Here is a 25,905-nt window from a genome sequence, read left to right on the forward strand (position 1 = left end):
ACGCCCCCGGATGCCGCCTGCGGGCGGCACCGGCTACCGAGTAAGATGGCCAGCTGGTTTTCAGCCGCCGAGGAATATTTACCAATCAAAAAAGCCGCACCGGAGAATCCGGCGCGGCTTTTTTGTGATTGGCGCAGTTATTCGGCCACGGCGTAGAGGTCGAAGTGCTTCCACTTTAGCATGTCCTCCTTCTGGCGGATGGGCACTACTTCGGCGTCGCTGGCGAAATCGGCGAAGTAGTAGAGCGAGTAACCCAGGTTGCGCAGCAGCTCGAACTGCTCGAAGCGTGCGGCGCTGTCGTTTTTGCCGAAGCACTCGGTGATAACGGCGGGCTTGTACTGGCGCAGCAGGCCCGAAATCGATTTGATGATTTCCTTGTCGTAGCCCTCGGTGTCGATTTTGACCAGCTTCAGGCGCGGCAGGCGGGCGGCGTAGTTTTGCTCCAGGAACTGCTGCAGGTTTACGCCCTTGATTTTGACGTTGAGCGAGTATTTGCCGTGGCGGTTGCTGGGCTCGGTGCTGATGCCGCCGTTGTTGAACGACGCCTCCGAGGAGTTGTAGTAAAACTCGCCGTCCTGCTCCGAAATGGCGAAGTTGTAGGCGTCGATGTTGGTCTTGTCGGGGTTGAGCTTGGTGTTTTCCTCCAGCACCTCAAACACGTAGGGGTTCGGGTCGAAGCCCAGGGTTAGGCCGGTTTTGCCGGTCACCAGGGCCAGCGGGATGGTCATGTTGCCGATGTTGGCGCCGATGTCAATGGCCACGTCGCCTTCGCCGAGGAACTGCTGGTAGAACTCCACGTTTTCGTTGGCAATGCTCTTGGGCGTCACCAGCGGGTTTTCCCAGTTGGCAAACTTCACCGTGCCGAACCGGCCCACGGTGAACGAGTCGACGCGGGTGGGGTATTTCTTGGTGACGCGGCGGGCGATTTTGCGCTTGATGGAGTTGACCAGGGCTTTAAACATCGGAGCGGGGCAGCAGTTGGAGCGTTAATAATGGGGCTGCAAGGTAGGTATTGTTCGGCGCAGAGTGGCCGCTTTGGCCTTACCAAGCAATGCCTTCATATTATGTTAGCTGGTCCAGTAGTCGAAGCGGTGAACCAGCGTCCACCGGCCCTGTCGGCGTTCTACGAAAATGAATTCTGCTCTGCCGGACCCGGTTCCTAAACGCTCAAACAGCAAGCATCCACGCGTATTTGTCTCGTCAACGACGGCCCGTGAAACGGCGAACTGATTAACCGGCGTACGGTTAGCATTGCTGCTTTGCCAGTCGTGGTTGGGCCAATAAAGACCCGTTTTTGCCTGAACACTTGAGGTTGGCGCAATCAGCGTATAAATACCCGTATTTCGCATTTCCGCTACTCGCAGACTTGTGCCTTCCATGTTGAGCAATAACCGCTTGTAAAGCACAGCATCAAAAAGTTCCTTTTCGGACGGCCGTGATGACTTATCCGTGACCACTCGTGCAGCAGTCAGAAATATGCTACGCGTCTCCCGCGAAAGGCTATTCGAACTCAGGCGGGGCCAAGCCACCAAAATCACGGGGCGCAGGAAGATTTTGCGGTTTCGTTGATAGCGCCGCAGAAATGCTTGCTGACCAGCAGAGTCGTCGGGTGCATACGTTCCTATGCGTCGTTGATAATCCCAGATATCTTCGTAAAAAGGGTCCGTGCCGACTAACTCAAACAGTGTGTGGTCAACGATTTCAGTAGTAGGGTCGCTGTAGGTGGTTTTGACAAAAGGACCTCTGACAGCCGGCTGCTCTTGACAGCCCTGGAAGAAAAGGCAGGCACAACAAGCAATGAGTAGAACATGGCAGCGGAATGAGTTAGGCATATCGATGGCAACATAGTGGAGTTGCGTGGCAATCCACTGCAACGAGTCCTTGTTACCTTTATTCCTGCTTATCCCGCCCCGCATGTCCGCCACCTTCCGCATCTATTCCGCCTCCGCCGGCTCCGGCAAAACCTATCAGCTGACCAAGGAATACCTGCGCCTGGCCCTGGGCGCCGACGAGCCGGGCTACTACAAGAGCATCCTCGCCATTACCTTCACCAACGCCGCCGCGGCCGAAATGAAGGAGCGCATCATCGGCGCGCTGCGCGGCTTCGTGCACCCCGGCACCGCTGCCAAGGCCGACGCGCTGCTGCGCGAGCTGGCCGCCGAAATGGCCGCCGACGGCCTGCTGCCGCCGGAAGCGCCCGCGCTGGCCGAGCAGGAACTGCGCCGCCGCGCTGGGCAGACGTTCCGGCTGGTGCTCTACCACTACGCCGACTTCGCCGTCAGCACTATCGACTCCTTTGTGCAGCGGGTGGTGCAGGCCTTCACGCGGGAGTTGGGGCTGCCGGCGGCCTTTGAGGTGGAGCTGGACGACGAATCGGTGCTGCACGCGGCGGTGGCCCTGCTGCTGGATAAGGTGAACCGCGGGCAGGAGCACGAGCTGCTCACACGCACCCTGCAGGACTACGCCCTGAGCAAGGCCGAGGAAGGCCGCAGCTGGAACATGCTGCCCGACGAAATCATGCGCTTCGGCAAGTTTCTGCTCAACGAATCGGTGCACGAGGCGGTGGCCCAGCTGCAGCAGATGGAGCTGAAGGAGTTTCGGCAGCTGCACAAGACGCTGAAGGAGCGGCGCGAGCAGATGCGCAATGACCTGCAGGCCGTGGGCGACCGGGCCGTGGCCGCGCTGGCCCAGCACGGCCTGCAGCCGGACCAATTGGCGGGCGGCAGCCGGGGCGTGCATTCGCACTTCACCAAGCCCCTGCGCTGGCTCGACGACCCGGCCGGCACGCCCACCAGTACCGCGCGCAAGGCCGCCGAAGCCGGCAAGTGGGGCAGCGGCGACGCCATGAAAGGCCCGCTGAAGCCGGCCCTGGAAGCCGTGGCCGGGGAGCTGACCGAGGCCTTCAACGAGCTGGAGCTGCTGCAGGAGCGGTATTTGAGCCAGTATTTGCTGATCGAGGGGCTGCTGCCGCAGCTGTTTCACGTGTCCTTGTTGAGCGAGCTGAGCAAGGCCGTGCAGCAGGTCAGCCAGGACCGCAACGTGGTGCTCATCGGGGAGTTCAACCGCCGCCTGGCCAGCATCGTGCTGCGCGAGCCGGTGCCGTTTCTCTACGAACGACTGGGCGAGCGGTACCAGCACCTGCTCATCGACGAGTTTCAGGACACTTCGGAGCTGCAGTGGAACAACCTGCTGCCGCTGGTGGAAAACGCCGTGGCCGGCGGCCACCTGAGCCTGGCCGTCGGCGACGCCAAGCAGGCCATCTACCGATGGCGCGGCGGCGAGATGGAGCAGATTCTGCGCCTCTACCAGGGCACGCCCCGCCCGCTGGTGGAGCGCGCCCAGGACCCGGAAATGCGTGCCATCCTGGCCGAGCGCTACATCGGCCTGGCCGGGGCCCTGGAGCCGATGTCGCTGCAAACCAACTACCGCTCCGGCCCGCAGATCATCCAGTTCAACAACGACTTCTTCGCTCACGTGGCGCAGGGGCACCCGGGGCTGGAGCTGGTGCAGCAGATTTACGACGCGGGATTCGTGCAGAAGGCGCCAGGGGCCTCACCCCCCGGCCCCCTCTCCCGTGGAGAGGGGGAGCCTGACGATTCCGGGCAACGACGCGGGGCTGCTCCGCTCACGCTGCGCAGCCCCGCCACGGACGAGCCTTCGCAACGACAGGGTACGGTGGGCGAATTTGTGCTGACGGCTGACGCCAAAACCTGGGATAAGACCAGCGAATTGTCGCGAGACATGCGCCAGCAGCCGACACCCGCAGAGGAAACGCTATGGGAAGAACTACGGGACAGAAAGCTCGGCGCGAAGTTTCGGCGCCAGCACGTCATTGGGTCATTTATCGTGGATTTCGTGTGCATCCCGGCTCTGCTAGTGGTAGAAGTAGACGGCGACGTACACAGTGACCCGCAGCAAGCCGCTTACGATGCCGGCCGCACGCACGAGTTGGAGGGTCTGGGCTATCGGGTGATTCGCTTCACCAATAACCAAGTGTTACATGATATGCGCCGAGTGCTTACCAGCATCCGGCATACCCTTGGACAGGAAAGCGTAGCAGAAGCCGCATTACACGGCGGGGCTGCGGAGCGCGAGCGAAGCAGCTCCGCCCACTTGCTGACGGCTGGCTCCCCCTCTCCACGGGAGAGGGGGCCGGGGGGTGAGGCCCACGTCGAAATCCTGCTGACGCAGGCCGACGCGCCGGCCCGGCTTTACCTTGCCGCCGAAGGACATTATTCGGATCAGCCCCTGCCCGGCCACCTCGCCACCGACGTGCTCGACTACGACGAAAGCACGCTCTATCTGACCCTGGCGCTGGTGGAGCAGGCCCTGGCCGACGGCTTCCGGCTGGAAGACGTGGCCGTGCTCTGCCGCCGCCGCGACCAGTCGCGGCGGGTGGCCAAGTTTCTGAAGGAGCGCGGCTACGACATCATTTCGGCCGATTCGCTGTCGTTGGAATTCGCCGAGGTGGTCAACCTGCTGGTGGCCATTCTGCGCGTCCTGCACCAGCCGGCCGACGCGCTGGCGCGGGTGGAAGCCCTGCTGCTGGTCGACAAAGTGGTGCGCGGGGTGCCGCCCACGCCCACCCGCGCCCGGCACATCGGCGACATTGCCAAGGAGCCGAGCAGCCGGCCGTTCTTCGACGAGCTGCGCCGCCTGGGCTACGACGTGCAGGAGCACCAGACCGGCAACCGCGACCTGTACGAGCTGTGCGAGACGCTCATGGGCCTCTTCGGGCTGCTGCACCGCCGTGAGGAAAGCGAGTACCTGTTCCGCTTCCTCGACCTGACGCTGGAATACTCCCTGCGCTTCGGTAATAACCTCGGCAACTTCCTCAGCTACTGGGACCAGCGCAAGGCCAACCTGAGCATCAACGCCCCGGCCGGGCGCGGCGGAGCCGTCACCATCACCACCGTGCACAAGGCCAAGGGCCTGGCCTACGGCGTGGTCATCGTGCCCTGGGCCGACTGGAGCCTGGAGCCGACTTCGGCCTTTGGCGGGGCATACCTCTGGGGCCGCCTGACCGAGGAAGACAAGCCCGTGCCCGGCATGCCGCCGGTGGCCGTGGTGAAGCAGCGCAAGGAGCTGACCCAGACCGTGCTGGCCGGGCAGTACGCCGAGGAGCGCGAAAAAACCTTCGTGGAGGCCCTGAACCTGCTCTACGTGGCCTTCACCCGCCCGCGCCACCGCCTCTACATCCTCACCCGCCGCCCCGACGCGGCCCGCGCCGCCAAGGACGACGCCAGCACGCCCGCCAGCAACGTGGCCCAGCTGCTCCACCGCTACCTCGTGGACTTGGGCCAGTGGAACGAGGAACAGCTGACCTACGTGCTCAGCGCCGGCGCCCCGGCGGCAATCAAAAGTGAGTCGCCAAGCCCTGACAACTCGCAACTAACAACTGGCAACTTATTTCCCCTCACCAACCTCGCCACCGCCGCCTGGGAGCAGCGCCTGCGGCTGCGGCGGCACGCCAGCACGGTGTTCGACTTCTCGGAGCAGCAGCAGCAGCGCGAGTGGAACCGCAAGCTGCACTTCGCTCTGCGCCGCGTCATTACGGCCCGCGACGTGGAGCGCGTGGCCGGGCAGCTGACGGCCGAGGGCCTGGTGAGCCGCCGCGAGCAGCCCGAGCTGCTGCAGCGGCTGCGGCAGGTGGTCACGAACGCCCAGCTGGCCCCCTACTTCCGCCCCGCCGTCATTGCCGAAACGGAGCGCGAAATCCTGGTCGGCGGTGCCCCGCGCGAGGACTACAAGCCCGACCGGGTGGTGTTCGAGCCCACCGAAGGCCCCGCGCCCGGCCGCGTGACGCTCATCGACTTCCGCGTGCCCCCGCCCGAAGACCGGCACCAGACCATGCTGCGCCAGTACGGGCAGCTGTTTCGCCGCCTGGGCTACCAGGACGTGCGCGGGCTGGTGTACTACTTCGATACGGAGGAAGTGGTGGCGTTTGGGTGCTGAACAGGACCATTACAGAAGCTTTTCTACCGTAAAATCCGCCGTATTTAGCTCGTAAACCCCTTGACGGACTTCATCCAATGGGTCGACCACGAAGCGGATGGCCGTTGCCGGCTCCGGCGAGTACACAGCTTCTATCCAATATATGTCGGTCGGCGTCCGGCCCCACTCCCGCCAGTTCGCACTGGTCTGGCCATACGCGTAATCGGCGAAAGGCGCCTGCAGAAAGTACAGCACCAGTCCGGAGCCGGCCACCACGCAGTAGCTTTCGTCGGGGGCGATGCAGGCGGTTTGCGGGTCGCCGCAAAAGCCGCCGATGACCACGTCGGCCCGCCTGCTGCCCTTGATGTACAGGTGTGCAGTTTCGTGGGTATGGTAGATCAGGTACCGGGGACTTTCAGCAAGACGGTGGCGCGGGTCAGTAACGGACACGGTATTGGGCTACAACAAGGGAGTCAAGACCGTAAGTTAGTCGGCGACGAGTAGCCCCGCTGCATCCTTTCCCTGCCCCCGGCAGTATCTTCTAGCCGAAACCCCGCCGCAAGCTCATGGAAGCCACCACCTTCACTCTCCACGTCAACGGCCGCCCGCACCAGGTGCAGGCCGACCCGGCCACGCCGCTGCTCTACGTGCTGCGCAACCAGCTGGGGTTGAACGGGCCCAAGTTCGGCTGCGGCATGCAGCAGTGCGGGGCCTGCATGGTGCTGGTCGATGGCTTTGCCCACCCCAGCTGCCAGCTGCAGGTGCACCGCGTGGGCGCGGCGCCCATCACCACCCTGGAGGGCCTCACCCGGCCCGACGGCTCGCTGCACCCGGTGCAGCAGGCGCTGGTGGAGCTGCAGGCCGCCCAGTGCGGCTACTGCCTCAACGGCGTGGCCATGTGCGCCGCCGGCCTGCTGCGCCAGTACGCCCGGCCCGACGAGCAGACCATTCGCAACGCCCTCTTCCGGGTGCTCTGCCGCTGCGGCACCCACGAGCGGTACATCCGCGCCGTGCAGCGCGCCGCCGAGTTGGGTGCCTCGGGGTAGTCGCAGTGCCCCGCTTGCCGGGCGCCGGGCAAAACGACCTATCGTGTTGAGTGAAACGATAGGACGTTTTGCCCGAAACGATAGGTCGTTTCAGCAGCAAGCTCCCAGCGTTTCAGCCACGCCCCGGCAACGCGCATCCGGTTCCGACCCGTTACTACAGATTCTTTCCTGCTCTATTTCACCCTGCTTATGCCCTCCCGCCGCGCCTTTTTGAAAGACACCGGCCGCCTGACCATCGCCTTCTGCCTGCTCGGGGCCTTGCCGGCCGCCGAAGCCCTGGCCGCCGACGACCCGCGCCCCGGTTCCCTGCAGGACAACCCGCGCCTGAATGCCTGGCTGGAAGTGTTGGCCGACGGCCGCGTGCGGGTGCTCACCGGCAAGATTGAAATCGGGCAGGGCATCGGCACGGCGGTGGCGCAGATGGCGGCCGAGGAGCTGAATCTGCCCCTGAACCGGGTGGAAGTGGTGCTGGCCGAAACCGGCCGCACCCCCGACGAGCGGTACACCGCCGGCAGCGCCTCCATCGAGCAAAGCGCTCTGTCGGTGCGCTGGGCCGCAGCGGCGGCCCGCCAGCAACTGCTGCAGCTGGCCGCCAAGCGCCTGCGCGTGCCCGCCGCCACCCTGCAGCTGGCCGACGGCGCCGTGCGCACCGCCGACGGCCGGCAGCACCTGACGTTTGCCGAGCTGCTGGCCGGGCGGCAGCTCACCGGCGAAGTGCCCGCCGACACGGTGCTCAAGCCCAAAAACCAGCACCAGGTAGTCGGCCAGCCGCTGCGCCGCGAGGAAATCGAGCGGATGGTGCGGGCCGCGCCGGTGTACGTGCAGGACATGCGCCTGCCCGGCACCGTGCACGCCCGCGTGCTGCACCCGCCCGGTCCCGGCGCCCGCCTGCGCGGCGTCGATGAGGCCGGGCTGCGCCAGGCCGTGCCGGGCCTGCTGCGCGTGGTGGTCGACGGCTCCTTCGTGGGCCTGCTGGCGGCCGATGAGTGGACGGCCATCAAAGCGCACGACTGGCTGAAGCCGCGCCTGCAGTGGACGGCCGGCCCGGCCCTGCCGGCCGGCCAGGCCCTGCCCGAGGTTATCCGCGCATTGCCCGCCAAGGTGGACGAAGTAGCCCGCCGGGGCGACGTGGCCAGCGCGCCCGCGACGGGTGAAAAATCCTTCCGGGCTACCTACTTCAAGCCCTACCTCATGCACGCCTCCATCGGCCCCTCGTGCGCGGTAGCTTTGTTCGACAAGGGTACGCTGCACCTCTGGACGCACAGCCAGGGCGTGTACCCGCTGCGGGCGGCGGTGGCCAAGCTGCTCGGCCTGCCCGAAGACCAGGTGCACGCCAAGGGCGTGCCCGGCGCGGGCTGCTACGGTCACAACGGCGCCGACGACGTAGCCGCCGAAGCCGCCCTGCTGGCCCGCGCCTACCCCGGCCACCCCGTGCGCCTGCAGTGGACGCGCGAAGACGAGCACCTGCACGAGCCCTACGGCTCGGCCATGCTCTTCGACTTGCAGGCCCGCCTCGACGCCCGCGGCCGCCTCACCCACTGGCACATGGAACTGTGGTCCGACACACACAGCGCCCGCCCCGCCGGGCAGCCCGACAAGCTGCTGCCGGCCCAGCTGCTGGCCAAACCCTTCGAATACAAACGGGCCGAGCTGAGCGGCGGCACTTCGCGCAACTCCGAGCCGCTGTACCAGATTCCGAACATGCTCATCAACGCGCACTCCTTCGCGGGGCCGCTGCGGGTGTCGGCCCTGCGCAGCCTGGGGGCTTTCGGCAACGTCTTCGCGCTGGAATCGGGCATGGACGAGCTGGCCCAGCTGGCCGGGCAGGACCCGTGGGCCTTCCGCCTCGCCCACCTCACCGACGAGCGGGCCCGGGCCGTCATCGAGGAGGCGCGGCGCCTGACGCAGAACGTGCAAGCGGGGCCAAACGAGGGCCTGGGCATGGCCTTCGCGCAGTACAAAAACCAGGCGGCCTACCTGGCCGTGGTGGCCCGGGTGTGGGTCAGCCCCGAAGACCACACGCCCTGGGTGCGCCAGCTCTGGGCCGCCATCGACGCGGGCGAGGTCATCAATCCCGACGGGCTGCGCAACCAGACCGAGGGCGGGCTCATCCAGGCCGCCAGCTGGACGGTGCTGGAGCAGGTGCAGTTTGATCAGCAGCAGGTGCGCAGCCACGACTGGGAGTCCTACCCCATCTACCGTTTCGACGAGGTACCGCGGGTCGAGGTCAGCATCGTCAGCCGCCCCGACCAGCCGCCGCTGGGGGCCGGCGAAGCCGCCCAGGGCCCCACCGCGGCGGCCATTGCCAACGCCGTGCACCGCGCCTGCGGCGTGCGGGTGCGCGAGCTGCCCATCCGCCCCTGGAAGCTGGCACCAAGCTCGGCGGAAAGCTAACAGCAGGCTCGTTCAACTTTCAGAGCTGGTAAGCTTGGTTTCGTTGTCGGGTTCTGCACCGGGCAGTCGGCCCCAAGCCGGCCGCCCGGAATAGGCCCGCTCGGTGCAGGCTCGCCAGGTCGTCGGCTGCCCGGTACAGGCCCGCCCGGTACCCGACAACCAGCCCGATGCGGGCTACCAGACCAGCACCTCATGCTTCGCGGGGCTCAACATGACCCGACGTTTGCGTATCCCACGAGCCGCCCTTACGGCTGCGGCGGCGCGGCGGCCTGGCTACGCAGGCCACCACTCACGGTGTCGGCGTAGAGGACCAGGCTGGCGCCCAGGCCGGCAGGCAGGCGGAAGCGGACTTCGGTGGGGCGCTGGGGCAGGCGGAAGTTGGGCAGGGCCGCGAGGCGCAGGCGGCGCAGGGCGGTGGGCCGCTCACGCGGGACGAGCACCAAGGTTTCGTCGTCGGGGCTGAAGAAGTAGTGGGTGCGCGTCTGCCGCAGGTACTGGTAGCTCAGCCCGCGGCCGTGCTGGTAGCCGGTGGCCGTGGCCCCAAGGTGCAGCCGCGTGAGCACCCGGCCGTCCACGAGGTCGAGCAGCAGGGCATTGGCGCGGGGCAGGGGCAGCGGCTGGTTTTGCTCGTCGAGGGCGGGGGCGTAGGCCACCAGGGCGGCGCGGGCATTGAGCAGGCGCGTGCCGGCCACCTGCAGCGCGGGCACCGTCAGCTCGACGGGCGCCCGGCCGGCGCTGAGCACGGCGTAACGGGTGAGCAGGGTGCGGCCGTCGGGCGTGAGCACGTTGGCGGCGGCTTGGTCTTCGGCCCGTTGATTCAGGCCCAGGTAGCGCACCTGCCCGGTGCTGGCGTCGAGCAGCAGCAGGGCCGAAGCGGCCCAGTCGGTGTCGTAGGCCTGAAACGCTACGGTGAAGGCCAGCGCCTGCAGGCGCGGCAGGTAGCCCACGAACACCGGCGCGGCTGGCAGGCTTTCCGTCACCAGCTCCTCGCCTACCGCCGCCATGAAGTCGGCCTTGCGCAGCTCGGTGCGAAACTGCTCCCGCCCCTCGGCCTCGCACAGGCGCAGGGTATACACGGCATCGAAGCCCGCGCCGGTGGCTTTCAGCTGGGTCAATTCCCTGGCGGCGAGCTGCCCGGCCAGGGAGTCGCGCAGCATCAGCGGGCGGCGCGCATCCACGCGGGCCCCGGTTTCGACGCGGCAGAGCTGCCCGGCCAGCTGCACGGTGCGGGCCACCGGCTCGGCGGGCAGCTGGGCAAACGGCAGCGCGGTATCGGCCGCCGCCACGGGGCCGGTGGCCGAGGCCGCGTCATCGGCTGAGGCGACGGGGTGCCGGCTGGGCCCGCAGCCCGCGCCGCACACCACCAGCAAAAAGCCCGCAAGCCAGCTATTCTTCACCATATATCGACGCCTAAACGGGCAAACGGGCCGCAAGATGCACCGGCGGCGCGAAACCTAGGCTACACCTGCGCCACGCTGTTGGGGCCGCTGTCGAGGGCGTTGCGGCCGGCGCGCAGCAGCTCGGGCACGGCCAGCGCCAGGGAGGCCACCGATACCACGCTGGCCGTCTGGCAGTAGAAGCACAGGGCCTTGTTGTCCTGCCACTCCTCGCGGGCCAGGGTGAGGTTGGTTACGATGTCGCCCACCAGCTTGGCGCCCATGGCCAGCGGCAGCCAGGGCGTCATCAGGGCGCGGTCTTTGCCGCCGGCCGCGGCCAGGGCGGTGGTCAGGCCGTAGGTGATGATCATGCCGGCCGCGTCGGGCAGATCGAGGCGCTTGTAGGCGTAGTCGGAGGCGTCGACCTTGTCGGAGTCGAAGGGGCCCACGGGCGGGTCGGGCAGGTGCCGGATAATGCCGGTCTGGTAGAGCGTCACGATCTGGCCCAGGGCCACGCCCAGCAGCGACAGGCCGATAATCCAGCGGCGGCGCTTGAGGTCGGGGGTGCGGGCCGTGCGCAGCTCGCGGCTGAGTTGGGTGGGGTTCATAGATGGATGAGCAGATGGTTGGATGAGCAGATGAGTAAATGGGCGGGGCATGCGCGGCGTGGCAGCCGGGGCGCAGCTCTGAAAACGTACGCGCCGCGGGCCGCCGGGTTCCCGTCTAGGTCGGGCGGGGTTGGCCCGTATTGCCGCCGCGCCGTAGCTTTAGCCCATGCCCCACGCCCTGCCCGAAACCGCCCGCCTGGCGCTGCGCCCCATCACCGCCGCCGACTTCGACCTGTACCTGCGCTTTCAGTCCGATCCGCAGATCATGCAGCACATCGGCGCGCCGCGCCCGGCCGAGGTGGTGCGGCAGTACCTCGACAACATGCCCGCCGACTACGCCCGCTGGCCCGGCATGGGCCGCTGGTTCACCGTCGAAAAAGCCAGCGGACGGGTGGTCGGCATTCACCTGCTCAAGCCGCTCGACACTTCCGCGCACATCGAATTGGGCTACCGCCTGCTGCCCGAGGCCTGGGGCCGGGGCTACGCCACCGAAATGGGCCGGGCGCTCATCGAATACGGCTTCGGGACGCTGGGCCTGGGCCAGATCGTGGGCATCACCGCGCCGGATAACGTGGCCTCGCAGCACGTGCTGGAAAAGTGCGGCCTGCGCTTCCAGGGCCTGGCCCACTACTACGGCGCCGAGCAGCGCTTCTACACCATCGACAACATTGCGGTATATCAGTGCGCGTGCCCATGATGAAAACGAGCAGCGCTTCTACACCATCGACAACCCAACGGCACCCGTACAGCCCTGATATGCCTGAACCGAAGGAAGGCGCCAGCCAAAGTCAGCTGCTGCTCGTCGTCGACTCCACCCTGCGCCTGCCCGGCCTGGGCACCCTGCTGCGCGCCCCGCGCTACGCAGCCGCCCTGCGCCGCTTTCCGCTGCACAGCAGCCTGGAAGTGGAGCTGCGCCTGCCCGCCGGCCCGCTGACGGTGCCCGCCACCGTGGAGGAGCTGCAGCGCCCCGCCGACGCGCCCGGAACCGCCGCCACCGCCGACTACGTGCTGCTGCTCGACGCCGACAGCGTGGGCGAGCTGCCCGCCGGTACCGAAGTGTGGCTGCCGGCCGTGTGGGCGGAGATATACGGGTTTTGAGCCGGGCAGTTAGCTGCTCGGCGCGACGGACGGCCGCAGCCCACGCGTGGCCACAAAACTCCGCGCTGTCTGCTCAGTCACCCGCAAATCCAACTCGACCAGGGCCGCATCGGATGCGCAGCCAATGATTTCCAACGCCGTGTAGGCGGGCAGCCCCCCCAGCTGCTCGCCGTAGGCTGTATCGACGATGAGGTAGACCCGGCGCTGGAAATCAGGCTGGCTCATGGGTTCAAAGGAAGCTCGGGCAGCAGCGTCAGCTTGATTTTGCCCAAGTCCTGATTCCAGCCCTCGATAACGTTGTCCGAAGCTTCTTCGGGATGAAAAAGCGGAAAAGCCCCGGCTTCCGCCAGGGGCTGCCAGGTCTGCGTAGCCGGGTCGGCCCAGCCCAGCACGGACGTTACGGCCGGCTCACCGGCCGCGGGTTCTACAACCTGCAACAGTAGGCCGCCGTGCCAGGGCTGGCAAAAGCCCGTGACCAGCCGGCCGTGCAAGCCGGGCAGGGGCGGGTAGGTCGTGGCCAGGCTCAGGGAGTTCGGGTCGCCACTGTCGGCCCAGTCGTCGCTCAGCTGCTCTTGCTCGGCGGAAAATGCCAGCGCGGCTTCATCGGTCAACTCGATTACCAACCGGGGCGTGTCGAGCACCCGCACGGGCGAAGGCGGGGCTGAAGGCGCCGGCTCTGCTGGCCGGGGCCCGCGCCACCAGCGGTGCAGGACGTAGCACAGGCTCGCAACTCCCAGCCCCAGAGCTACCACGGCCATTAGCAGCAGCAAGAGGGGGCTGATCAGCACCAGCCAAACAACGTCCATCCAATCGGTGCCGCCGTTTCCGGGCCGGAGCTCAACCACTTTGTTAACACGCCACTTCATCTCAGTGCAGGCAGCCCATGAACATGCGCGCCTGCACCCGAAACGCCGTGGGCACGGTGCGGCGCACCACGGCCAGCAGGCTGTCGGCGCGGGCGGGCTCCTGGTAGATGCCGCTGACCAGGGCCATGCTCTTGGCGTGGGCCGGGGTGTAGAGGTTGGTATACTCCACGCTCAGGGTGGCGTCGGACGTGCGGCGCGGAAAATAGTCGCCGGCGTAGACCTCGTCTGCGTCGTTATCGGGCAAGCGGATCAGGTTCTTTTTGGGGTCGTAGAAGCGGCCCATGGTATCAATGCGCTGGCGGGTAGCGGCCCGCAGGCGCAGCATTTGCCGGCGCAGCGGGCGGTACTGCCGGCTGGTGTCGGCAATGACCACGTAAAGGGTTTCGTACTGCTCGGCGGTGTCGGCTTCAGTGGACAGCTCGGCGGCGGTGGCTACGGGAACGGCAGTTGGGGAAGCCGATGCGGGCGGCGGGGCGGCGGGCGAAGCGGAGTTGGGTGCGTTGCGGACTGCGGCGAGCGGGGCCGTTTGGGCGGCCGGATCGGGCTGGGAAGTGCAGGCGGCCAGCAGCCCGCCCAGCCCCAGAATTACCATCGTTGTTTTCCGCATAACATTATCACCTTTGGCTAAATGCAATAGCCAAATATACAGCCCCGCCGCGCCCCCGGCCCTATCTTTACCCTACAATGACTTCGCCCGCCGCTGCCCCCGCTCCCCTCTTGCCCCCGCCCGCCTTCGACCCCGCCGCGCTGCAACCCTTTCTGCGTCAGGCGGCCCAGGACCTGCTCGGCCGCTACGCGGGCACCGAGCTGTCGGAGCTGGTGGTGGTGGTGCCCACGCGCCGGGCGGTGGTCTACCTCAAAAACGAGCTGGCCCTGGCCGCACCCGTGGGCGAGGCGCTGTGGAGCCCGCGCGTGACGTCGATGGAGGACTACATGGTGGATCTGGCGGGCGTGCAGGTGGAGGAACCCATTGCCCTGCAGCTGCTGCTCTTCGACATCCTGCGCGAGCTGGACCCCAACCTGGACTTCGATTTGTTCACCGGCTGGTCGCGCCTCTTGCTCGACGACTTCTCCAACCTCGACCAGAACCTGGCCGACCCGGCCAGCCTGTTCGAGTACCTCTCCGAAGCCAAGGCCCTGGAACGCTGGGACCTCACCGATTCGCCCGCACCGGCCTCGGCCACGGCGGCCTGGTTTAAGTTCTGGGACGACCTGGAGAAAGTGTACCGCCGCCTGCGCCGCCGCCTCAAGGCCGACAACCTAGCCTACCCCGGCCTGGCCTACCGCCTGGCCGTCGACGTGATGCAGCGGCGGCTCAAGAACGAGGAGCCGGTGCCCCGGCACGTGTTTCTGGGCCTGGGCGTGTTGTCGCGCTCCGAGCAGTACCTGCTGCGCCAGCTGCAGAAGGCCGGCAAGGCCGAAATCCGCTTCGACACCGACCGGTTTTACCTCGACGGCCCCAACCGCGCCGGCCTGCCCTTCGCCGACCTGCGCAAGCACCTCGACCTGGGCGTGGAGGCCCTGGGCTTCGCCGACGCCGGGGCCGAAGACCTGCTGCGCACCGTGCCCCGACAGGTTCGCCTGATCGGGGTGGCCAACAACTCCATGCAGGGCAAGGTGGCCGGGCAGCTGGTGGCCGAGGGCCTGCAGCTCGACCCACGCGGCTCGGTGGCGGTGGTGCTGCCCGACGAGACGCTGCTGCTGCCCGTGCTCCACGGCCTGCCGCCCGAGCAGGTGCCGCAGTTCAACGTGACCATGGGCCTGAGCTTCCGCAGCACCCCGCTGTTCAACCTCATCGACTTGCTCTTCGAGGTCCACCTGACCGGCATCCGGGAGGGCGAGACCGGGCCCGACTACGGCATTCGGCGCTACCACCACCTGACGGTGACCAAGCTGCTGGCCCACCCCTTCCTGCGCCGCTACGAGCAGTGGCTGGATCAGCAGCCCGATGAGCGGTTTCACCACGTGCTCGACCACCTCTGCCGCCAGATCATCCAGCGCAACGCGGTGCTACTCACGGAGGACGAGCTGCGCGAGCTGGGCCGGCACCACCCGCTGGTGGAGGCCCTGTTCCGGCCCTGGCGCAACTGCGACGATGTGGTGCGGGCCTGCTACGAGGTCATCGAGCTCTTGCGCGACGTGTACCGGCAGGAGCACACCGCCATCGAAGCCGAGTACCTCTACCTCTTCTACACCCTGGTGCGCCAGCTCGATTCGGCCTTCGACTGCCGGCAGCAGCGGCCCTCGGTGCGCTCCTTCCGCCGCTTCCTCTACGAGCAGATGACGCGCACCCGCCTGCCCTTCGCCGGGGAGCCCATTGCCCAGGTGCAGGTGATGGGGCTGCTGGAAACCCGCGCCCTGGACTTCGACCACGTCGTTATCCTGAGCTGCAACGAGCAGATTCTGCCCGCCCCCAAGCGCAACAACTCGCTGTTTCCCTACGACGTGCTCACCAAGTACGGCATGCCTACCTACGCCGAGCACGAAGCCGCCACCGCCCACCAGTTCTGGCGCCTGCTGCAGCGCGCCCGCCGCGTCGACCTGGTCTACATCCTGCCCGGGGCCGAGGGCGTGCAGGCCGGCGAACGAAGCCGCTTTCTGCTGCAGATCGAACACGACCTTAGGGACCAGAACCCCGGCCTGCAGGTGCTGGATTTAGTAGCCAGTGCGCAGGCAGTTGGCAGTAATCAGTTGCCAGTTGTCAGTGCTGACACTCCACATCAGCCCAGCCTGACAACTGACAACCCGCAACTGGCAACTAGCCACCCCGGCAACCCGCAACTGACAACCCAGAAGTACGAGGGCGACCTGGTGCTGGAAAAGGACTACGAGATGCAGGGCGCCATTCGGGGGCTACTGGAGCGCGGGCTATCGGCCTCGGCGCTGAACCAGTTTCTGACCTGCTCCCTGCAGTTTTACTTCTCGCGCATTGCCCGCTTCAAGGAGCAAGACGGCGTGGAGGAGGAATTGGGTGCCGACGTGTTCGGCACGGCCGTGCACTACGTGCTGGAGCAGCTGATGACGCCCTTCGTCCTCGACCGGCGCCCCATCTCGGCCGATGACGTGGCCGCCTGGCGCCCGCAGATTGCCGGCCTGCTGGAGCGCGGCCTGGCCCTCGACGACGGCGCCGAAACCGACAACCCGCGCCAGCAGCTGCCCGACGAAGGCCTCAACCACGTGCTGCGCGGCGTGGGCGTGCGCCTGGTGGAGCGCTACCTCGACACGCTCGCCCAGCAGCTGCAGGACGAGGGCCCGCTGCGCGTGGTGGGCCTGGAAGAGGGCCTGACCGGCGACGTGACCGTGGAAACCCGCGCCGGCGACCGGGTGACGGTGCACCTCATCGGCTTTGCCGACCGCGTCGACGAGCTGCCCGACGGCCGCCGCCGCATCATCGACTACAAAACCGGCTCGGTGCACGGCTCGGGGCTGAACCTGATGGGCAGCGGCTACAAGAAATACTCGCCCGCCGAAGCCCTGGAACGCCTCGTGAGCGAAGCCGGCGGCGGGGCCGACAAAGTGCGGCAGCTCTGGCTCTACCGACTGATGCTGGCCCAGCGCGGCTACGCGGCCGCCGAAGCCGCCATCGTGCCCCTGCGCAGCCCCGACCCCAAGCTGCTGGCCGCCGACCTGAGCTTCCTCACCGCCGAGGGCCAGCTGTTCGAGGAAGCCAGCCAGCAGGCTCTCACCCGCCTCGTCGACCGGATGCTGGACCCGCAGGAGCCCATCCGCAAAACCGACGACTTGAACGTGTGCCAGTACTGCTCCTACAAAGGCATCTGCGCGCGGTAAGCCAAGCCACCGCTCACCCGGCCGTCATTGCGAGCGAAGCGCGGCAATCGTTCCTCCAGTAGCACCGCCGCCGCAACTGGCAGAAACCGAAAACGGTACCGTCCGAAACCTCAGATGCCAGGTTCGAGAGGCGACTCTCTGGTTGGTGCGTCTCGCACCGCTGCTGCCTCGGGAGGAAAGATTGCCGCGCTTCGCTCGCAATGACGCTGGGGCTAGCGTCGCCGCGCTACCAATACCTTTGTACCTTCTTCCCTCAACCTGACTCCCCCTCCCCATGGACAAAGACAAATTCATGCAAGTCGCCATCGACGAAGCCCGCCTGGGCCGCTCGCAGGGCGGTATTCCGATTGGCTCGGTCTTGATGCGCAACGGCGAAATCGTGGCCCAGGGCCACAACAAGCGCGTGCAGGAGCTGAACCCCATCCTGCACGGCGAAATGGACTGCCTCAACAACGCCGGCCGCCAGCGCACCTACCGCGACACGGTGCTCTACACCACCCTGATGCCCTGCTACATGTGCGCCGGCACCATCGTGCAGTTCAAGATTCCGAAAGTGGTGGTGGGCGAGGCCCGCACCTTCGGCGAGTCCAAGGAGTTTCTGGAAAGCCACGGCGTGGAAGTGAAAATCCTCGACCTGCAGGAGTGCGTGGACATGATGAACGAGTTTATCGAGGCCGAGCCCACCCTCTGGAACGAGGACATCATGGAGCTGTAAAGCCCGGTCCGCACGTTCGTTGCGCCCCGCCGCCCCCCGGCCCGCTCCCCCGAAGATGTGAGCGGCCGGGCGGGCGGCGGGGCGTACTTTTGCCGGCATGGAACGCCCCCCGCTTTCGGCCACCAAGCGCTGCCCCCACTGCGGGCAGTGGTCGGCGCACCGGCTGCAGCCCGACGACCGGTGCGAGCATTGCCAGCAGCTGCTCGACCCCTTCGGCCCCGAGCGCGCCGCCCAGATGGAAAAGGCCTGGAAGTGGGAAATGCCGCCGATGATGCTCCTTCCCATCCCCGCCACCGACCCGGCCTGGCTGCGGGCGCTGAAGTACCTGGTGCGCGGCGGGCAGCTGCTGTTTGCGGCCACCGTGTCGTTTATTCTATGGCTTATCACGGCCATTGCCGGCTAGCCCTGGCCCCGCTGCGCCGGCCGCTGTTCGGGGCCAGCGCGGCTCTGTACGGCGGCATTCAGCTGCTCACGCGCGGCCTGCACCAGCCCCTCCCCGGCTGGGTCACCAGCTGGCTGGCCGACGCGCTGGCCATGCCCGTCATCCTCACGCTGGCCCTGGTGGTGCAGCGCCTGCTGCGCCGCCGCCCGCAGCTGGTGCTGCCCGACGCGTGGCTGCTGGCGGCCTGGCTGTACGTGAGCCTGTGGTTTGAGCTGCTGGCGCCCTGGCTGCGCCCCGCCCGCTACACCGCCGACTGGCTCGACGTGCTGGCCTACGCCCTGGGTACCTGGGCGTTTCGGCGCTGGCTCAACCGCCCGGCCTAACCTCTACCCCACCTTTGTGCGTACACCCCGCATCCCGCCCGCCGCGCCTCGTGCCCGGCGGGCGGTTTGTTTCCGCCAATTCTCCGCCCATGATTCTGACCGATTTGCACCGGGTCATCAATACCTACTGGACCCAGTTCTTGTACCTGCTGCCCAAGCTCGGCGTGGCCGTAGTGCTGCTCATCATTGCCGTGTTCGTGGCCAACCGCCTCAGCCGCGTCATCGGCGGGCGGCTGCAAACCCGCTCCCACGACCCGCTGCTGGCCGAATTCCTGACCAGCCTGACCCGCTGGGCCCTGCTGCTGGTGGGCCTGATGCTGGTGCTGCAGGTGCTGGGCATGACGGGCGTGGTGAGCGGGGTGCTGGGCGCGGCCGGCCTCACGGCCTTCGTGGTCGGCTTCGCCCTCAAGGACATTGCCGAGAACTTCCTAGCCGGCATGGTGCTGGCCTTCAACCGCCCCTTCCGCATCCACGACACGATTCAGATCAAGGACAACAAGGAGCTGATGGGCCGGGTGGCGGCGCTGAACCTGCGCACCACCGTCATCCAGACCTTCGACGGGCGCCACATCTACCTGCCCAACGCCATGGTGTTGCGCGAGGCGCTGATCAACTTCACCCGCGACGGCTACATCCGCCCCGATTTTCAGGTCACCGTCGACCTGGGCCCCGCGGGCAGCTCCGAGCAGGTGCAGCAGCAGATCATGCAGGTGGTCCGGGCCTCGCCCGACGTCATCGACCAGGACACGCACAAGTGCTACATCATTCTCGACAAGGCCGAAGGCTCCAAGCTGACCCTGCACGTGTACTTCTGGACCAGCGCCGAAGACTACCGCCGGGGCGTGCTGGAGCTGAAGAGCGAACTGATGCAGGCCGTGCGCCAGCGCCTGACCGAGCTGGGCTACCCCGAGCCGGCCACCGTGAGTTAGGATTGGTGGCCGGCCACAGGAACGTACGCTCTAAAGCCTCTGAACCTGTCATACGGAGCGCAGCCGAAGCAACTCTGCTGATGGTCATACTCCATCTGGCGAAGCGGTAGAGCAGCTTCGGCTGCGCTCCGCATGACGTGCTGATTGGGTACGGGCCACACGCTTTTGGCCTGCGGGCAGGTGCGCCGAGCAGCACTTCCTAGCTACCTTAGCCGGCAGGTCTTGCTCTGCTCCCGTGCGCGGTTTTCTGTTTCTGATGTGTTGGTTGCTGCCGGGGCTGTTGGCCCCGTTCGTCGCCCGGGCCCAAACCTGGCAGCAGGACCCCGTGCTGAGTCGCCTGCTGGTGCACCAGCTGGTGCAGGACCGCGCCGGCCTGCTCTGGGTGGCCGCCGACGAGGGCCTGTTTCGCTACGACGGCTACGAGCTGGTGCCCCTGAGTGCCCTGGCCACCCTGCCCCCCGGCTTCTCTTTCGACCGCGCCGTGGTGCTGGCGCTGGACGGGCAGCAGCGCCTCTGGATCGGCAGCAGCCGCGGCCTGTTTCGCCTGCGGCAGAAGCACCTGGAGCAGATTCCGCTGCCCGGCGTGGGCACGGCCCCGGTGGTCGTCAACTCGCTGCTGCTGCACCCGCGCAGCGGCGCGCTGTGGGTGGGCTATGCCGACCAGGCCGTGGCCACCTTCCCCGCCCCCGACCGGCCCGGCCGCCGCGTGCCGCTGGCGCTGGGCACGCCCGCCGTGTGGCTGGGCACCGCCGACGACAGCGCCGTGTGGGTCGTGTCGGCGGCGCACCGGGTGGCCTACTGCGCCCCGCACCGGGGCCGGGTGCGCCCCTACCAGCCCCGGGCCGAGCTGCGCCCCCTGGCGGGCACCGCGCCCCTGCAGCTGATCGGCACCCGCTCGCTCTACCAGGAGCAGCCCGATGGCACCCTGCGCCAGGTGCTGCGCTGGCTGCCGGGCCTCGACGAGGCCAACTTTGTGCCGGGCCAGCAGGGCGGAGGCTGGCAGTGGGTGGTGGCCGGGCAGCTGGTGCAGCTGCGCAGCCAGCCCGGGGCCGCCCTGCCACGGGTGCAGCTCAGCGCCGCCGCCTTCGAGCGGGCCGGGCAGCTACCCCGGCAGTACACCGTGTTTACCGACGCCAACGGCCTGCGCTGGAGCCACAGCAGCTGGCAGCGCGGCTGCTTCAAGCAGCGCGCCGGCGCCGAGGCCATCGAGGCGCTGCCCTCCCGGCCGCTGGCTCGCTACAGCACCCGCGCCATCACCCGCCTGCCCGACGGCCGCCTGCTGGTGGCCGCCTACGGGGCCACCCTGGTACAGCCCGCCGACAGTCCCCAGGCCAGTCTGCGCCCCTTTCCGCTCACCGAAAACGGCCACCCGTCCGAGGCCATTCCGCTGGATATCAGCGTCACGCCGGCCGGGCAGGTGGTCTTCGCAGAAGAAAACCACCCCTTCGGCTTGCTCGATTACCGCAGCGGCCGGCTGCGGCGCTTGGCTCTGCCCCCCGACGAAGTCGCCTTCACCAGCAGCCTGTGCGTGCAGCGCGACAGCACCGGCACCATGTGGGGCGGCAGCAGCCGGGGCCTGTTTCGCCTCGACCTGCGCCAGGAGCGGGCCACCCGCTACCGCCGCCCCGGCCGCCCGGCCCCGCTGCCCTTCGATGGCCAGGAAATCCGGGAGCTGGCCGCCGCGCCCGGCGGCTGGCTGTGGCTGGTGACCAGCGGCGGCCTCTACCGCCTGCACCCCGCCACCGGCCGGCTGGAGCACTACGGCGCCACCGAGCCCGGCGCCCGCCACCTGCCCACCGACGATTTGCTGTGCGCCTGGCCCGCGGCCGACGGCGGCGTGTGGGTGGGCAGCCGCCCCGCCGGCCTGCTGTGGGTGCAGCCCGGCCGGGGCCTGCGCCGCCAGATTACCACGGCTGATGGCTTGCCCAGCAACACCGTGGCCACCGTGCTGGCCAACACCCCCAACCAGCTCTGGTGCGGCACCTTCGCCGGGCTGGTGCGCTACGACGTGCGCCGCGGCCGCGTGGCTGTGCTCAACGAAACCGACGGCCTAGCCGACGCCGAACTGAACCGCCAGTCGGCCTGGCGGGCCCCCGACGGGGCGCTGTACTTCGGCGGAGTGGGCGGGCTGCACCGGGTGCTGCCGGCCCGCTTCGCCGAGGGCAAGCAGCCGGTGCCGCGCCTGCTGCTCGGCAGCTACACCCAGCACCACAGCCGCCCGGACAGCATCCGGACCTACTACCTGCCCGGCCGCTTGCCCATGGCCCGGCCGCTCACCCTGGCCCCGGCCGATGCCTTCATCGAATTCAGCCTGGCCCTCACCGATTACCTGGCCCCCGAGCAGGCCCGCTTCGAGTACCGCCTGCCGGGCAGCTCCGACGAGCGGTGGCGCCCCGTGGGCAGCACCCACGTACTGAGCCTGCGGGGCCTGCCCGCCGGGGCCTACCAGGTGGAGCTGCGGGGGGTGTCGGGGCGGGGCGTGCCGGCGACCAACCAGCTGCGCGTGCCCTTGCGGGTGGAGGCCGTGTGGTGGCGCCAGCCCTGGGCCTGGCTGCTGGCCGCCGGGCTGGTGGGCGCCACGCTCTACGGCCTGCACCGCCGCCGCCTGGCCCGGGTGCGCCAGGTGGAGCGCCTGCGCAGCCGCATTGCCGCCGATTTGCACGACGAGGTGGGCACCCTGCTCACCCGCGTGAGTTTGCAGGCCGAGCTGCTGCGCCAGCAGCCCGCCGAAGCCGGCCCGGTGCTGGAGCGCCTGCTGAGCAACAGCCGCCAGGCCGCCGGCACCATGCGCGACATCGTCTGGGGCATCGACGCGCAGGCCGACACCGTGGGGGCGCTGCTCGACCGCATGCGCGACCACCTCGACCAGAGCGCCGCCCCGGCCGGCCTGGCCACCGAGCTGCACGTGCGCGGCCTGCGTGACGCCCAGCCCCTGCCGCCCGAGCTGCGCCAGCACCTCTACCTCATCTTCAAGGAGGCCGTCAGCAATGCCGCCCGCCACGCCCAGGGCGCCTCCCGCCTCGACGTGACGCTGGCCCGGGAAAGCGGCTGGCTCACGCTGCTGGTGCAGAACGACGGGCAGCCCACCGGCGCGGCCACCCGCAGCGGCATGGGCCGGCGCAACATGCAGCAGCGGGCCGGGCTGCTCGGCGGCACGCTGGTGGCCGAGGCCCGGCCGCAGGGCTTCGTGGTGCAGCTGCGGGTGCCGTTCTGAGCGCGGCCGGCAGCGGCCCGGCGGTAGGGCGGCCCGATTCGCGCAAAGCGCCCATCTTGGGCTGGATTTCTTTTCCTTGTTCTTATGGCTCGGGTAACGCGCAACAGCCTGCTGCAGGGCATCAGCGGCAAAATCGGGGGCATCGTGGTGCGCCAGGTCGGCGGCCAGACAATCGTATCGGCGGCGGAAGCTAAGGAGGAGCGGGCCCCGCGCTCGGCCCGACAGCAGGCGCATCTGGACCGCTTTTTCGCCGCGCAGTGCTACGCCAGGGCGCAGATGCAGGACCCGGCGGCCAAGGCCCTGTACGCCACCGGCGTTGATAGCCGCCGCCAGAGCCCTTATCACGTTGCCATTGCCGATTTTATGCACGCCCCGCAGATTATCAGCGTCGATACGTCGGCTTACCAGGGCCAGGGCGGCGACATTATCCGCGTGGCTGCCACGGATGATTTTACCGTGGCAAGTGTGCTGCTGCGCCTCGAAACGGCCACCGGCGAGCTGCTGGAAGAAGGCCCCGCCCTGCCGTTAGCGTCCGGCTTTGACTGGCACTACACCACCCGGTCAACCGGTGCCCGCGCCGCCGTGCTGCACGTACAGGCTTCCGACCGGCCCGGTAACGTGGCAGAACAAACCATCCGGCTGTAGCCGGGCGGCCCAGAGCTCTGTCTTTGGAGGTCTTGTCTTTATCCTATTGTGAGCCTGCTGCCTGGGTATAGGTTCAGCATAAGAAAGATAGAGCCAGGATAGAGGCATGCTAGACGCACCCTAGAGGCAGTATGAAGGAAATATCCAACTTCATCGTCCCTGCCCCAGCCCGTTGATGCGCTATGATCCACTGCTCCTGACGCTACTACTGAGTAGGCACACCCTCGCCTAATATTCTGCCATACCGGCCCCGGCGGCCGGCCACGGCTGCTTGTTTTCCGACGCCATCGACGCGCGGCTACGGGCCGCCCAGGCCGCCGCGACCAGCGCCGACAGCTGCCTGCCGGAGTTGCTGCTGCGCCTGCTGCCGCCGCCTCGGCGGGCGCTACCAGCCGGTGTTTAAGACTAAGCAGGGGAAAGACTGACGGCCCGCCGCTCAGAGCTGGCCGCGGGCGTGGCGGCTCACCAGTTCGGTGCGGGAGCTGACCTGCAGCTTGCGGTAGATGCGCTTGACGTAGGTGCGCACGGTTTCCACCGAAAGGTCGAGGCGGGCGGCTACCTGCTTGTCGCCCAGGCCGTCGACGATGGCCTGGACGACTTCCCGCTCCCGCTCGGAGAGCAGGTCGGTTTGCATGGCGGGGCTGGGCTTGAAGTGGGCCAGCACCTTGCGGGCCACGGCCCGGCTCATGGGGGCACCGCCGCTGACCACCTCCAGCACGGCGGCTTTGATGTCGGCCAGGGGGGTGTTCTTGAGCACGTAGCCGCTGGCGCCGGAGCAGAGGGCGCGGTAGATGCGGTCGGCGTCGTCGAACACGGTCTGCATGAGCACGTCGGTGTCGGGCAGGCGCTGCTTGATGATGGGCAGCGCGTCGAGGCCGCTCATGCCGGGCAGGTGAATGTCGAGCAGCAGCACCTGCGGGGGCACCGCCAGGTCGGGCAGCTCGCGCAGGAAGGCTTCGACGGAATCGGCCACGAGGACGCAGCTCAGCTCGGGCTGTCGGCAGAGGTAGCCTCGCAACAGCTCGCGCACTTCGGGGTCATCTTCGACCAGGGCCAGGCGGATGGGATTCATGCCGGCAAAGGACGGGAGGCCGGGGGCCGAAACCAAAAAGGGCGACGTCCCCAAATGCGGTACACGGCCGGGTTGCGGGTGGGATTTTGCCCGGCCAAGTTTGCACTACCAAGCCAGCGCCCCCGGTGGCGCCGGGTTTTGCTCGTCTTCTCCCAACCTTCTTTTTTCGATGAAACAGACCTTTACCCTACTGGCCCTGGGCCTGCTGACGCTGCCGGCCCTGGCGCAGTCGCCCATTACGCTCACCCAGAGCACCTTCCCGGTATCGGCCACCTCGGTGGAGCAATACCAGGATGCCAGCCCGAGCGGCGTGAGTGCCCCCACCACCGGCGCCAACCAAAGCTGGGACTACCGCACGCTGACGCCCAGCGGCTCGGCCTACACCCTGCTGAATTTGTCGGTGCCGGCCAGTAGCGGCATCAGCGGCGCGCAGTGGACGCGGGCCCGGACGGCCAGCTTTGGCAGCATCAGCTACGTGTATATCGGCTACATGAGCCTGGCCAGCACCGGCCGCATGGCCCTGGGCCGCACCGTCACGCGCCAGGCCGTATCGATTACCGCGCGCACCGGCGGGGCCAACGACTCGCTGGTCATCAACCGGCAGACGGCGCTGTACGGAGGCACCGCGGGCATCGTGGATTTCCCGCTGCCCTTCACGGCGGGCGGGCGCAACCAGTCGACCTTCCGCTTCGGGGTGGCCGGCACCATCACGGCCGCCGTGGCGGGGCTGAACCGGGCGCCGTTCCGCATCGTGCAGAACTATACTTACGTCGACTCGGTGGCGGGCTGGGGTACGCTGCGCATCCCGGTGGCGGGCCGCGCCGCGGGCTCCGACCCGCTGCCGGCGCTGCTGGTGCGCAGCCGCACCATCCGGCAGGACAGCGTGTATTTGAACGGCACGGCGGCTCCGGCCGCGCTGCTGGCGGCCTTCGGCATCACGCAGGGCGCCACCACCGTTACCTACTTCGACCATTTCTGGCGCACGGGCTCCTCGCAGCCGCTGCTGGAGCTCTACTACCCCACCCGGCAGTACACCGCCCCGAACTACGTGGACTACTCCACCGAGAGCAACGTGCTGGCGGTGAAGGCCTCGTCGGGCGTGGCGGCGCAGTGGCAGGCCTGGCCCAACCCGCTGGCGGCCGGGCAGCCGCTGCAGCTGGCGTTGCCGGGCGCCCAGGCCGGGCAGCCGGTGCAGCTGACGGTAACCGACGCGCTGGGCCGCGCGGTGCTGGCCGAGCAGTTGCCGCTGCTCGGTGGCGGGGCTACGCTGCCCGCCGCTGCTACCGCCGCGCTGCCGGCCGGCCTGTACACGCTCACGGTGCAGCAGGGCGCGCACCGGGCCAGCTCGAAGCTGCTGCGGCACTAACCATTTGTCCACCGTTTGCCCCTCGGCCCCGTCGGATGGTATCCGGCGGGGCTTTTTTTGCGGGCCGGGCCGCCGCACGGCGGCCACA

23 protein-coding genes are annotated in these 25,905 nt (G+C 67.9%); 14 read left to right on the plus strand and 9 right to left on the minus strand.

The annotated features are described in order from the left end of the window. Positions 1 to 137: 137 nt before the first annotated feature. Positions 138 to 962: an FkbM family methyltransferase gene (locus FDY95_RS15190; RefSeq protein WP_138078953.1), complete on the minus strand. Its 825-nt coding sequence runs from the start codon at positions 960 to 962 to the stop codon at positions 138 to 140. Between the two features lie 105 nt (positions 963 to 1,067). After that, on the minus strand, positions 1,068 to 1,832 hold the full coding sequence (locus tag FDY95_RS15195; protein ID WP_138078955.1) for a hypothetical protein: 765 nt from the start codon (positions 1,830 to 1,832) through the stop codon (positions 1,068 to 1,070). Between the two features lie 82 nt (positions 1,833 to 1,914). Here FDY95_RS15195 and FDY95_RS15200 point away from each other — a divergent pair, with 82 nt between their 5' ends. After that, complete coding sequence (locus tag FDY95_RS15200) at positions 1,915 to 5,955, plus strand: UvrD-helicase domain-containing protein (RefSeq protein ID WP_138078957.1); 4,041 nt, start codon at positions 1,915 to 1,917, stop codon at positions 5,953 to 5,955. 9 nt (positions 5,956 to 5,964) lie between these two features. On the opposite strand, the gene FDY95_RS15205 is transcribed toward FDY95_RS15200, so the two are convergent. Then, a complete protein-coding gene (locus FDY95_RS15205; protein ID WP_138078959.1) occupies positions 5,965 to 6,384 on the minus strand; it encodes a hypothetical protein in 420 nt (139 codons plus the stop codon). Between the two features lie 116 nt (positions 6,385 to 6,500). Here FDY95_RS15205 and FDY95_RS15210 point away from each other — a divergent pair, with 116 nt between their 5' ends. After that, positions 6,501 to 6,980 carry a (2Fe-2S)-binding protein gene (locus tag FDY95_RS15210; protein WP_138078961.1) on the plus strand — a complete coding sequence of 160 codons (480 nt, stop codon included), beginning with the start codon at positions 6,501 to 6,503 and terminating at the stop codon, positions 6,978 to 6,980. Positions 6,981 to 7,169: 189 nt separating this feature from the next. Continuing rightward, the gene (locus FDY95_RS15215; protein WP_138078963.1) at positions 7,170 to 9,374 is read left to right on the plus strand and encodes a xanthine dehydrogenase family protein molybdopterin-binding subunit; all 2,205 of its coding nucleotides are present in this window, start codon (positions 7,170 to 7,172) and stop codon (positions 9,372 to 9,374) included. A 245-nt stretch (positions 9,375 to 9,619) separates the two neighbouring features. On the opposite strand, the gene FDY95_RS15220 is transcribed toward FDY95_RS15215, so the two are convergent. Beyond that, positions 9,620 to 10,774 carry a hypothetical protein gene (locus FDY95_RS15220; protein WP_138078965.1) on the minus strand — a complete coding sequence of 385 codons (1,155 nt, stop codon included), beginning with the start codon at positions 10,772 to 10,774 and terminating at the stop codon, positions 9,620 to 9,622. A gap of 59 nt (positions 10,775 to 10,833) precedes the next feature. After that, positions 10,834 to 11,358, minus strand: a complete 525-nt coding sequence (locus FDY95_RS15225; protein ID WP_138078967.1) for a vitamin K epoxide reductase family protein — start codon at positions 11,356 to 11,358, stop codon at positions 10,834 to 10,836. A 166-nt stretch (positions 11,359 to 11,524) separates the two neighbouring features. Between FDY95_RS15225 and FDY95_RS15230 the strand changes: the two genes are divergently transcribed. Both FDY95_RS15230 and FDY95_RS15235 read left to right on the plus strand, forming a co-directional pair. Continuing rightward, complete coding sequence (locus FDY95_RS15230; RefSeq protein ID WP_138078969.1) at positions 11,525 to 12,055, plus strand: GNAT family N-acetyltransferase; 531 nt, start codon at positions 11,525 to 11,527, stop codon at positions 12,053 to 12,055. A 59-nt stretch (positions 12,056 to 12,114) separates the two neighbouring features. Then, on the plus strand, positions 12,115 to 12,456 hold the full coding sequence (locus tag FDY95_RS15235; protein WP_138078971.1) for a hypothetical protein: 342 nt from the start codon (positions 12,115 to 12,117) through the stop codon (positions 12,454 to 12,456). 9 nt (positions 12,457 to 12,465) lie between these two features. Here FDY95_RS15235 and FDY95_RS15240 read toward each other — a convergent pair whose 3' ends face one another. The 3 genes from FDY95_RS15240 to FDY95_RS15250 all read right to left on the minus strand — a co-directional run bounded on the left by FDY95_RS15240 (position 12,466) and on the right by FDY95_RS15250 (position 13,914). After that, entirely contained in the window at positions 12,466 to 12,681 is a 216-nt protein-coding gene (locus tag FDY95_RS15240; RefSeq protein ID WP_138078973.1) for a hypothetical protein, read from the minus strand. After that, positions 12,678 to 13,262: a hypothetical protein gene (locus FDY95_RS15245; protein ID WP_138078975.1), complete on the minus strand. Its 585-nt coding sequence runs from the start codon at positions 13,260 to 13,262 to the stop codon at positions 12,678 to 12,680. Before FDY95_RS15245 ends, FDY95_RS15240 begins: the two co-directional genes overlap by 4 nt. 61 nt (positions 13,263 to 13,323) lie before the next feature. Next, entirely contained in the window at positions 13,324 to 13,914 is a 591-nt protein-coding gene (locus tag FDY95_RS15250) for a hypothetical protein (RefSeq protein WP_171025694.1), read from the minus strand. A 92-nt stretch (positions 13,915 to 14,006) separates the two neighbouring features. Between FDY95_RS15250 and FDY95_RS15255 the strand changes: the two genes are divergently transcribed. The 8 genes from FDY95_RS15255 to FDY95_RS26985 all read left to right on the plus strand — a co-directional run bounded on the left by FDY95_RS15255 (position 14,007) and on the right by FDY95_RS26985 (position 23,782). Further along, the gene (locus FDY95_RS15255) at positions 14,007 to 17,111 is read left to right on the plus strand and encodes a PD-(D/E)XK nuclease family protein (RefSeq protein WP_138078978.1); all 3,105 of its coding nucleotides are present in this window, start codon (positions 14,007 to 14,009) and stop codon (positions 17,109 to 17,111) included. Between the two features lie 274 nt (positions 17,112 to 17,385). Next, positions 17,386 to 17,826, plus strand: a complete 441-nt coding sequence (locus FDY95_RS15260; protein ID WP_138078980.1) for a nucleoside deaminase — start codon at positions 17,386 to 17,388, stop codon at positions 17,824 to 17,826. A gap of 97 nt (positions 17,827 to 17,923) precedes the next feature. Further along, positions 17,924 to 18,229 (plus strand): hypothetical protein, encoded by a 306-nt coding sequence (locus tag FDY95_RS15265; protein ID WP_138078982.1) that lies wholly within the window; start codon positions 17,924 to 17,926, stop codon positions 18,227 to 18,229. Then, positions 18,202 to 18,591, plus strand: a complete 390-nt coding sequence (locus tag FDY95_RS15270) for a magnesium citrate secondary transporter (RefSeq protein ID WP_138078984.1) — start codon at positions 18,202 to 18,204, stop codon at positions 18,589 to 18,591. The genes FDY95_RS15265 and FDY95_RS15270 overlap by 28 nt, the downstream gene beginning before the upstream one ends. An 89-nt stretch (positions 18,592 to 18,680) precedes the next feature. Next, positions 18,681 to 19,520 (plus strand): mechanosensitive ion channel family protein, encoded by an 840-nt coding sequence (locus tag FDY95_RS15275; RefSeq protein ID WP_246074044.1) that lies wholly within the window; start codon positions 18,681 to 18,683, stop codon positions 19,518 to 19,520. A gap of 256 nt (positions 19,521 to 19,776) precedes the next feature. After that, positions 19,777 to 22,734, plus strand: a complete 2,958-nt coding sequence (locus FDY95_RS26980) for a sensor histidine kinase (RefSeq protein ID WP_138078986.1) — start codon at positions 19,777 to 19,779, stop codon at positions 22,732 to 22,734. An 84-nt stretch (positions 22,735 to 22,818) separates the two neighbouring features. Beyond that, entirely contained in the window at positions 22,819 to 23,379 is a 561-nt protein-coding gene (locus FDY95_RS15285) for a hypothetical protein (RefSeq protein ID WP_138078988.1), read from the plus strand. Positions 23,380 to 23,650: 271 nt separating this feature from the next. After that, positions 23,651 to 23,782, plus strand: a complete 132-nt coding sequence (locus FDY95_RS26985; protein WP_262710187.1) for a hypothetical protein — start codon at positions 23,651 to 23,653, stop codon at positions 23,780 to 23,782. 33 nt (positions 23,783 to 23,815) lie between these two features. Here FDY95_RS26985 and FDY95_RS15290 read toward each other — a convergent pair whose 3' ends face one another. Continuing rightward, positions 23,816 to 24,451 carry a response regulator transcription factor gene (locus FDY95_RS15290; RefSeq protein WP_138078990.1) on the minus strand — a complete coding sequence of 212 codons (636 nt, stop codon included), beginning with the start codon at positions 24,449 to 24,451 and terminating at the stop codon, positions 23,816 to 23,818. Between the two features lie 169 nt (positions 24,452 to 24,620). On the opposite strand from FDY95_RS15290, the gene FDY95_RS15295 reads away from it, so the two are divergent. After that, positions 24,621 to 25,817 (plus strand): hypothetical protein, encoded by a 1,197-nt coding sequence (locus tag FDY95_RS15295; RefSeq protein ID WP_138078992.1) that lies wholly within the window; start codon positions 24,621 to 24,623, stop codon positions 25,815 to 25,817. Positions 25,818 to 25,905: the final 88 nt, after the last annotated feature.

Source organism: Hymenobacter jeollabukensis (assembly GCF_005771675.1).
GTDB lineage: Bacteria > Bacteroidota > Bacteroidia > Cytophagales > Hymenobacteraceae > Solirubrum > Solirubrum jeollabukense.

Bases quoted from the DNA above. Each gene is read 5' to 3' on its own strand.
- FDY95_RS15200 (WP_138078957.1), top strand. From the start codon at position 1,915: ATGTCCGCCACCTTCCGCATCTATTCCGCCTCCGCCGGCTCCGGCAAA.
- FDY95_RS15295 (WP_138078992.1), top strand. From the start codon at position 24,621: ATGAAACAGACCTTTACCCTACTGGCCCTGGGCCTGCTGACGCTGCCG.
- FDY95_RS15220 (WP_138078965.1), bottom strand. From the start codon at position 10,774: ATGGTGAAGAATAGCTGGCTTGCGGGCTTTTTGCTGGTGGTGTGCGGC.
- FDY95_RS15250 (WP_171025694.1), bottom strand. From the start codon at position 13,914: ATGGTAATTCTGGGGCTGGGCGGGCTGCTGGCCGCCTGCACTTCCCAG.
- FDY95_RS15270 (WP_138078984.1), top strand. From the start codon at position 18,202: ATGGCTTATCACGGCCATTGCCGGCTAGCCCTGGCCCCGCTGCGCCGG.
- FDY95_RS15260 (WP_138078980.1), top strand. From the start codon at position 17,386: ATGGACAAAGACAAATTCATGCAAGTCGCCATCGACGAAGCCCGCCTG.
- FDY95_RS15210 (WP_138078961.1), top strand. From the start codon at position 6,501: ATGGAAGCCACCACCTTCACTCTCCACGTCAACGGCCGCCCGCACCAG.
- FDY95_RS15190 (WP_138078953.1), bottom strand. From the start codon at position 962: ATGTTTAAAGCCCTGGTCAACTCCATCAAGCGCAAAATCGCCCGCCGC.
- FDY95_RS15275 (WP_246074044.1), top strand. From the start codon at position 18,681: ATGATTCTGACCGATTTGCACCGGGTCATCAATACCTACTGGACCCAG.
- FDY95_RS15235 (WP_138078971.1), top strand. From the start codon at position 12,115: ATGCCTGAACCGAAGGAAGGCGCCAGCCAAAGTCAGCTGCTGCTCGTC.
- FDY95_RS15290 (WP_138078990.1), bottom strand. From the start codon at position 24,451: ATGAATCCCATCCGCCTGGCCCTGGTCGAAGATGACCCCGAAGTGCGC.
- FDY95_RS15195 (WP_138078955.1), bottom strand. From the start codon at position 1,832: ATGCCTAACTCATTCCGCTGCCATGTTCTACTCATTGCTTGTTGTGCC.
- FDY95_RS15240 (WP_138078973.1), bottom strand. From the start codon at position 12,681: ATGAGCCAGCCTGATTTCCAGCGCCGGGTCTACCTCATCGTCGATACA.
- FDY95_RS15285 (WP_138078988.1), top strand. From the start codon at position 22,819: ATGGCTCGGGTAACGCGCAACAGCCTGCTGCAGGGCATCAGCGGCAAA.
- FDY95_RS15255 (WP_138078978.1), top strand. From the start codon at position 14,007: ATGACTTCGCCCGCCGCTGCCCCCGCTCCCCTCTTGCCCCCGCCCGCC.
- FDY95_RS15225 (WP_138078967.1), bottom strand. From the start codon at position 11,358: ATGAACCCCACCCAACTCAGCCGCGAGCTGCGCACGGCCCGCACCCCC.
- FDY95_RS15245 (WP_138078975.1), bottom strand. From the start codon at position 13,262: ATGGACGTTGTTTGGCTGGTGCTGATCAGCCCCCTCTTGCTGCTGCTA.
- FDY95_RS26980 (WP_138078986.1), top strand. From the start codon at position 19,777: ATGTGTTGGTTGCTGCCGGGGCTGTTGGCCCCGTTCGTCGCCCGGGCC.
- FDY95_RS15215 (WP_138078963.1), top strand. From the start codon at position 7,170: ATGCCCTCCCGCCGCGCCTTTTTGAAAGACACCGGCCGCCTGACCATC.
- FDY95_RS15230 (WP_138078969.1), top strand. From the start codon at position 11,525: ATGCCCCACGCCCTGCCCGAAACCGCCCGCCTGGCGCTGCGCCCCATC.
- FDY95_RS15265 (WP_138078982.1), top strand. From the start codon at position 17,924: ATGGAACGCCCCCCGCTTTCGGCCACCAAGCGCTGCCCCCACTGCGGG.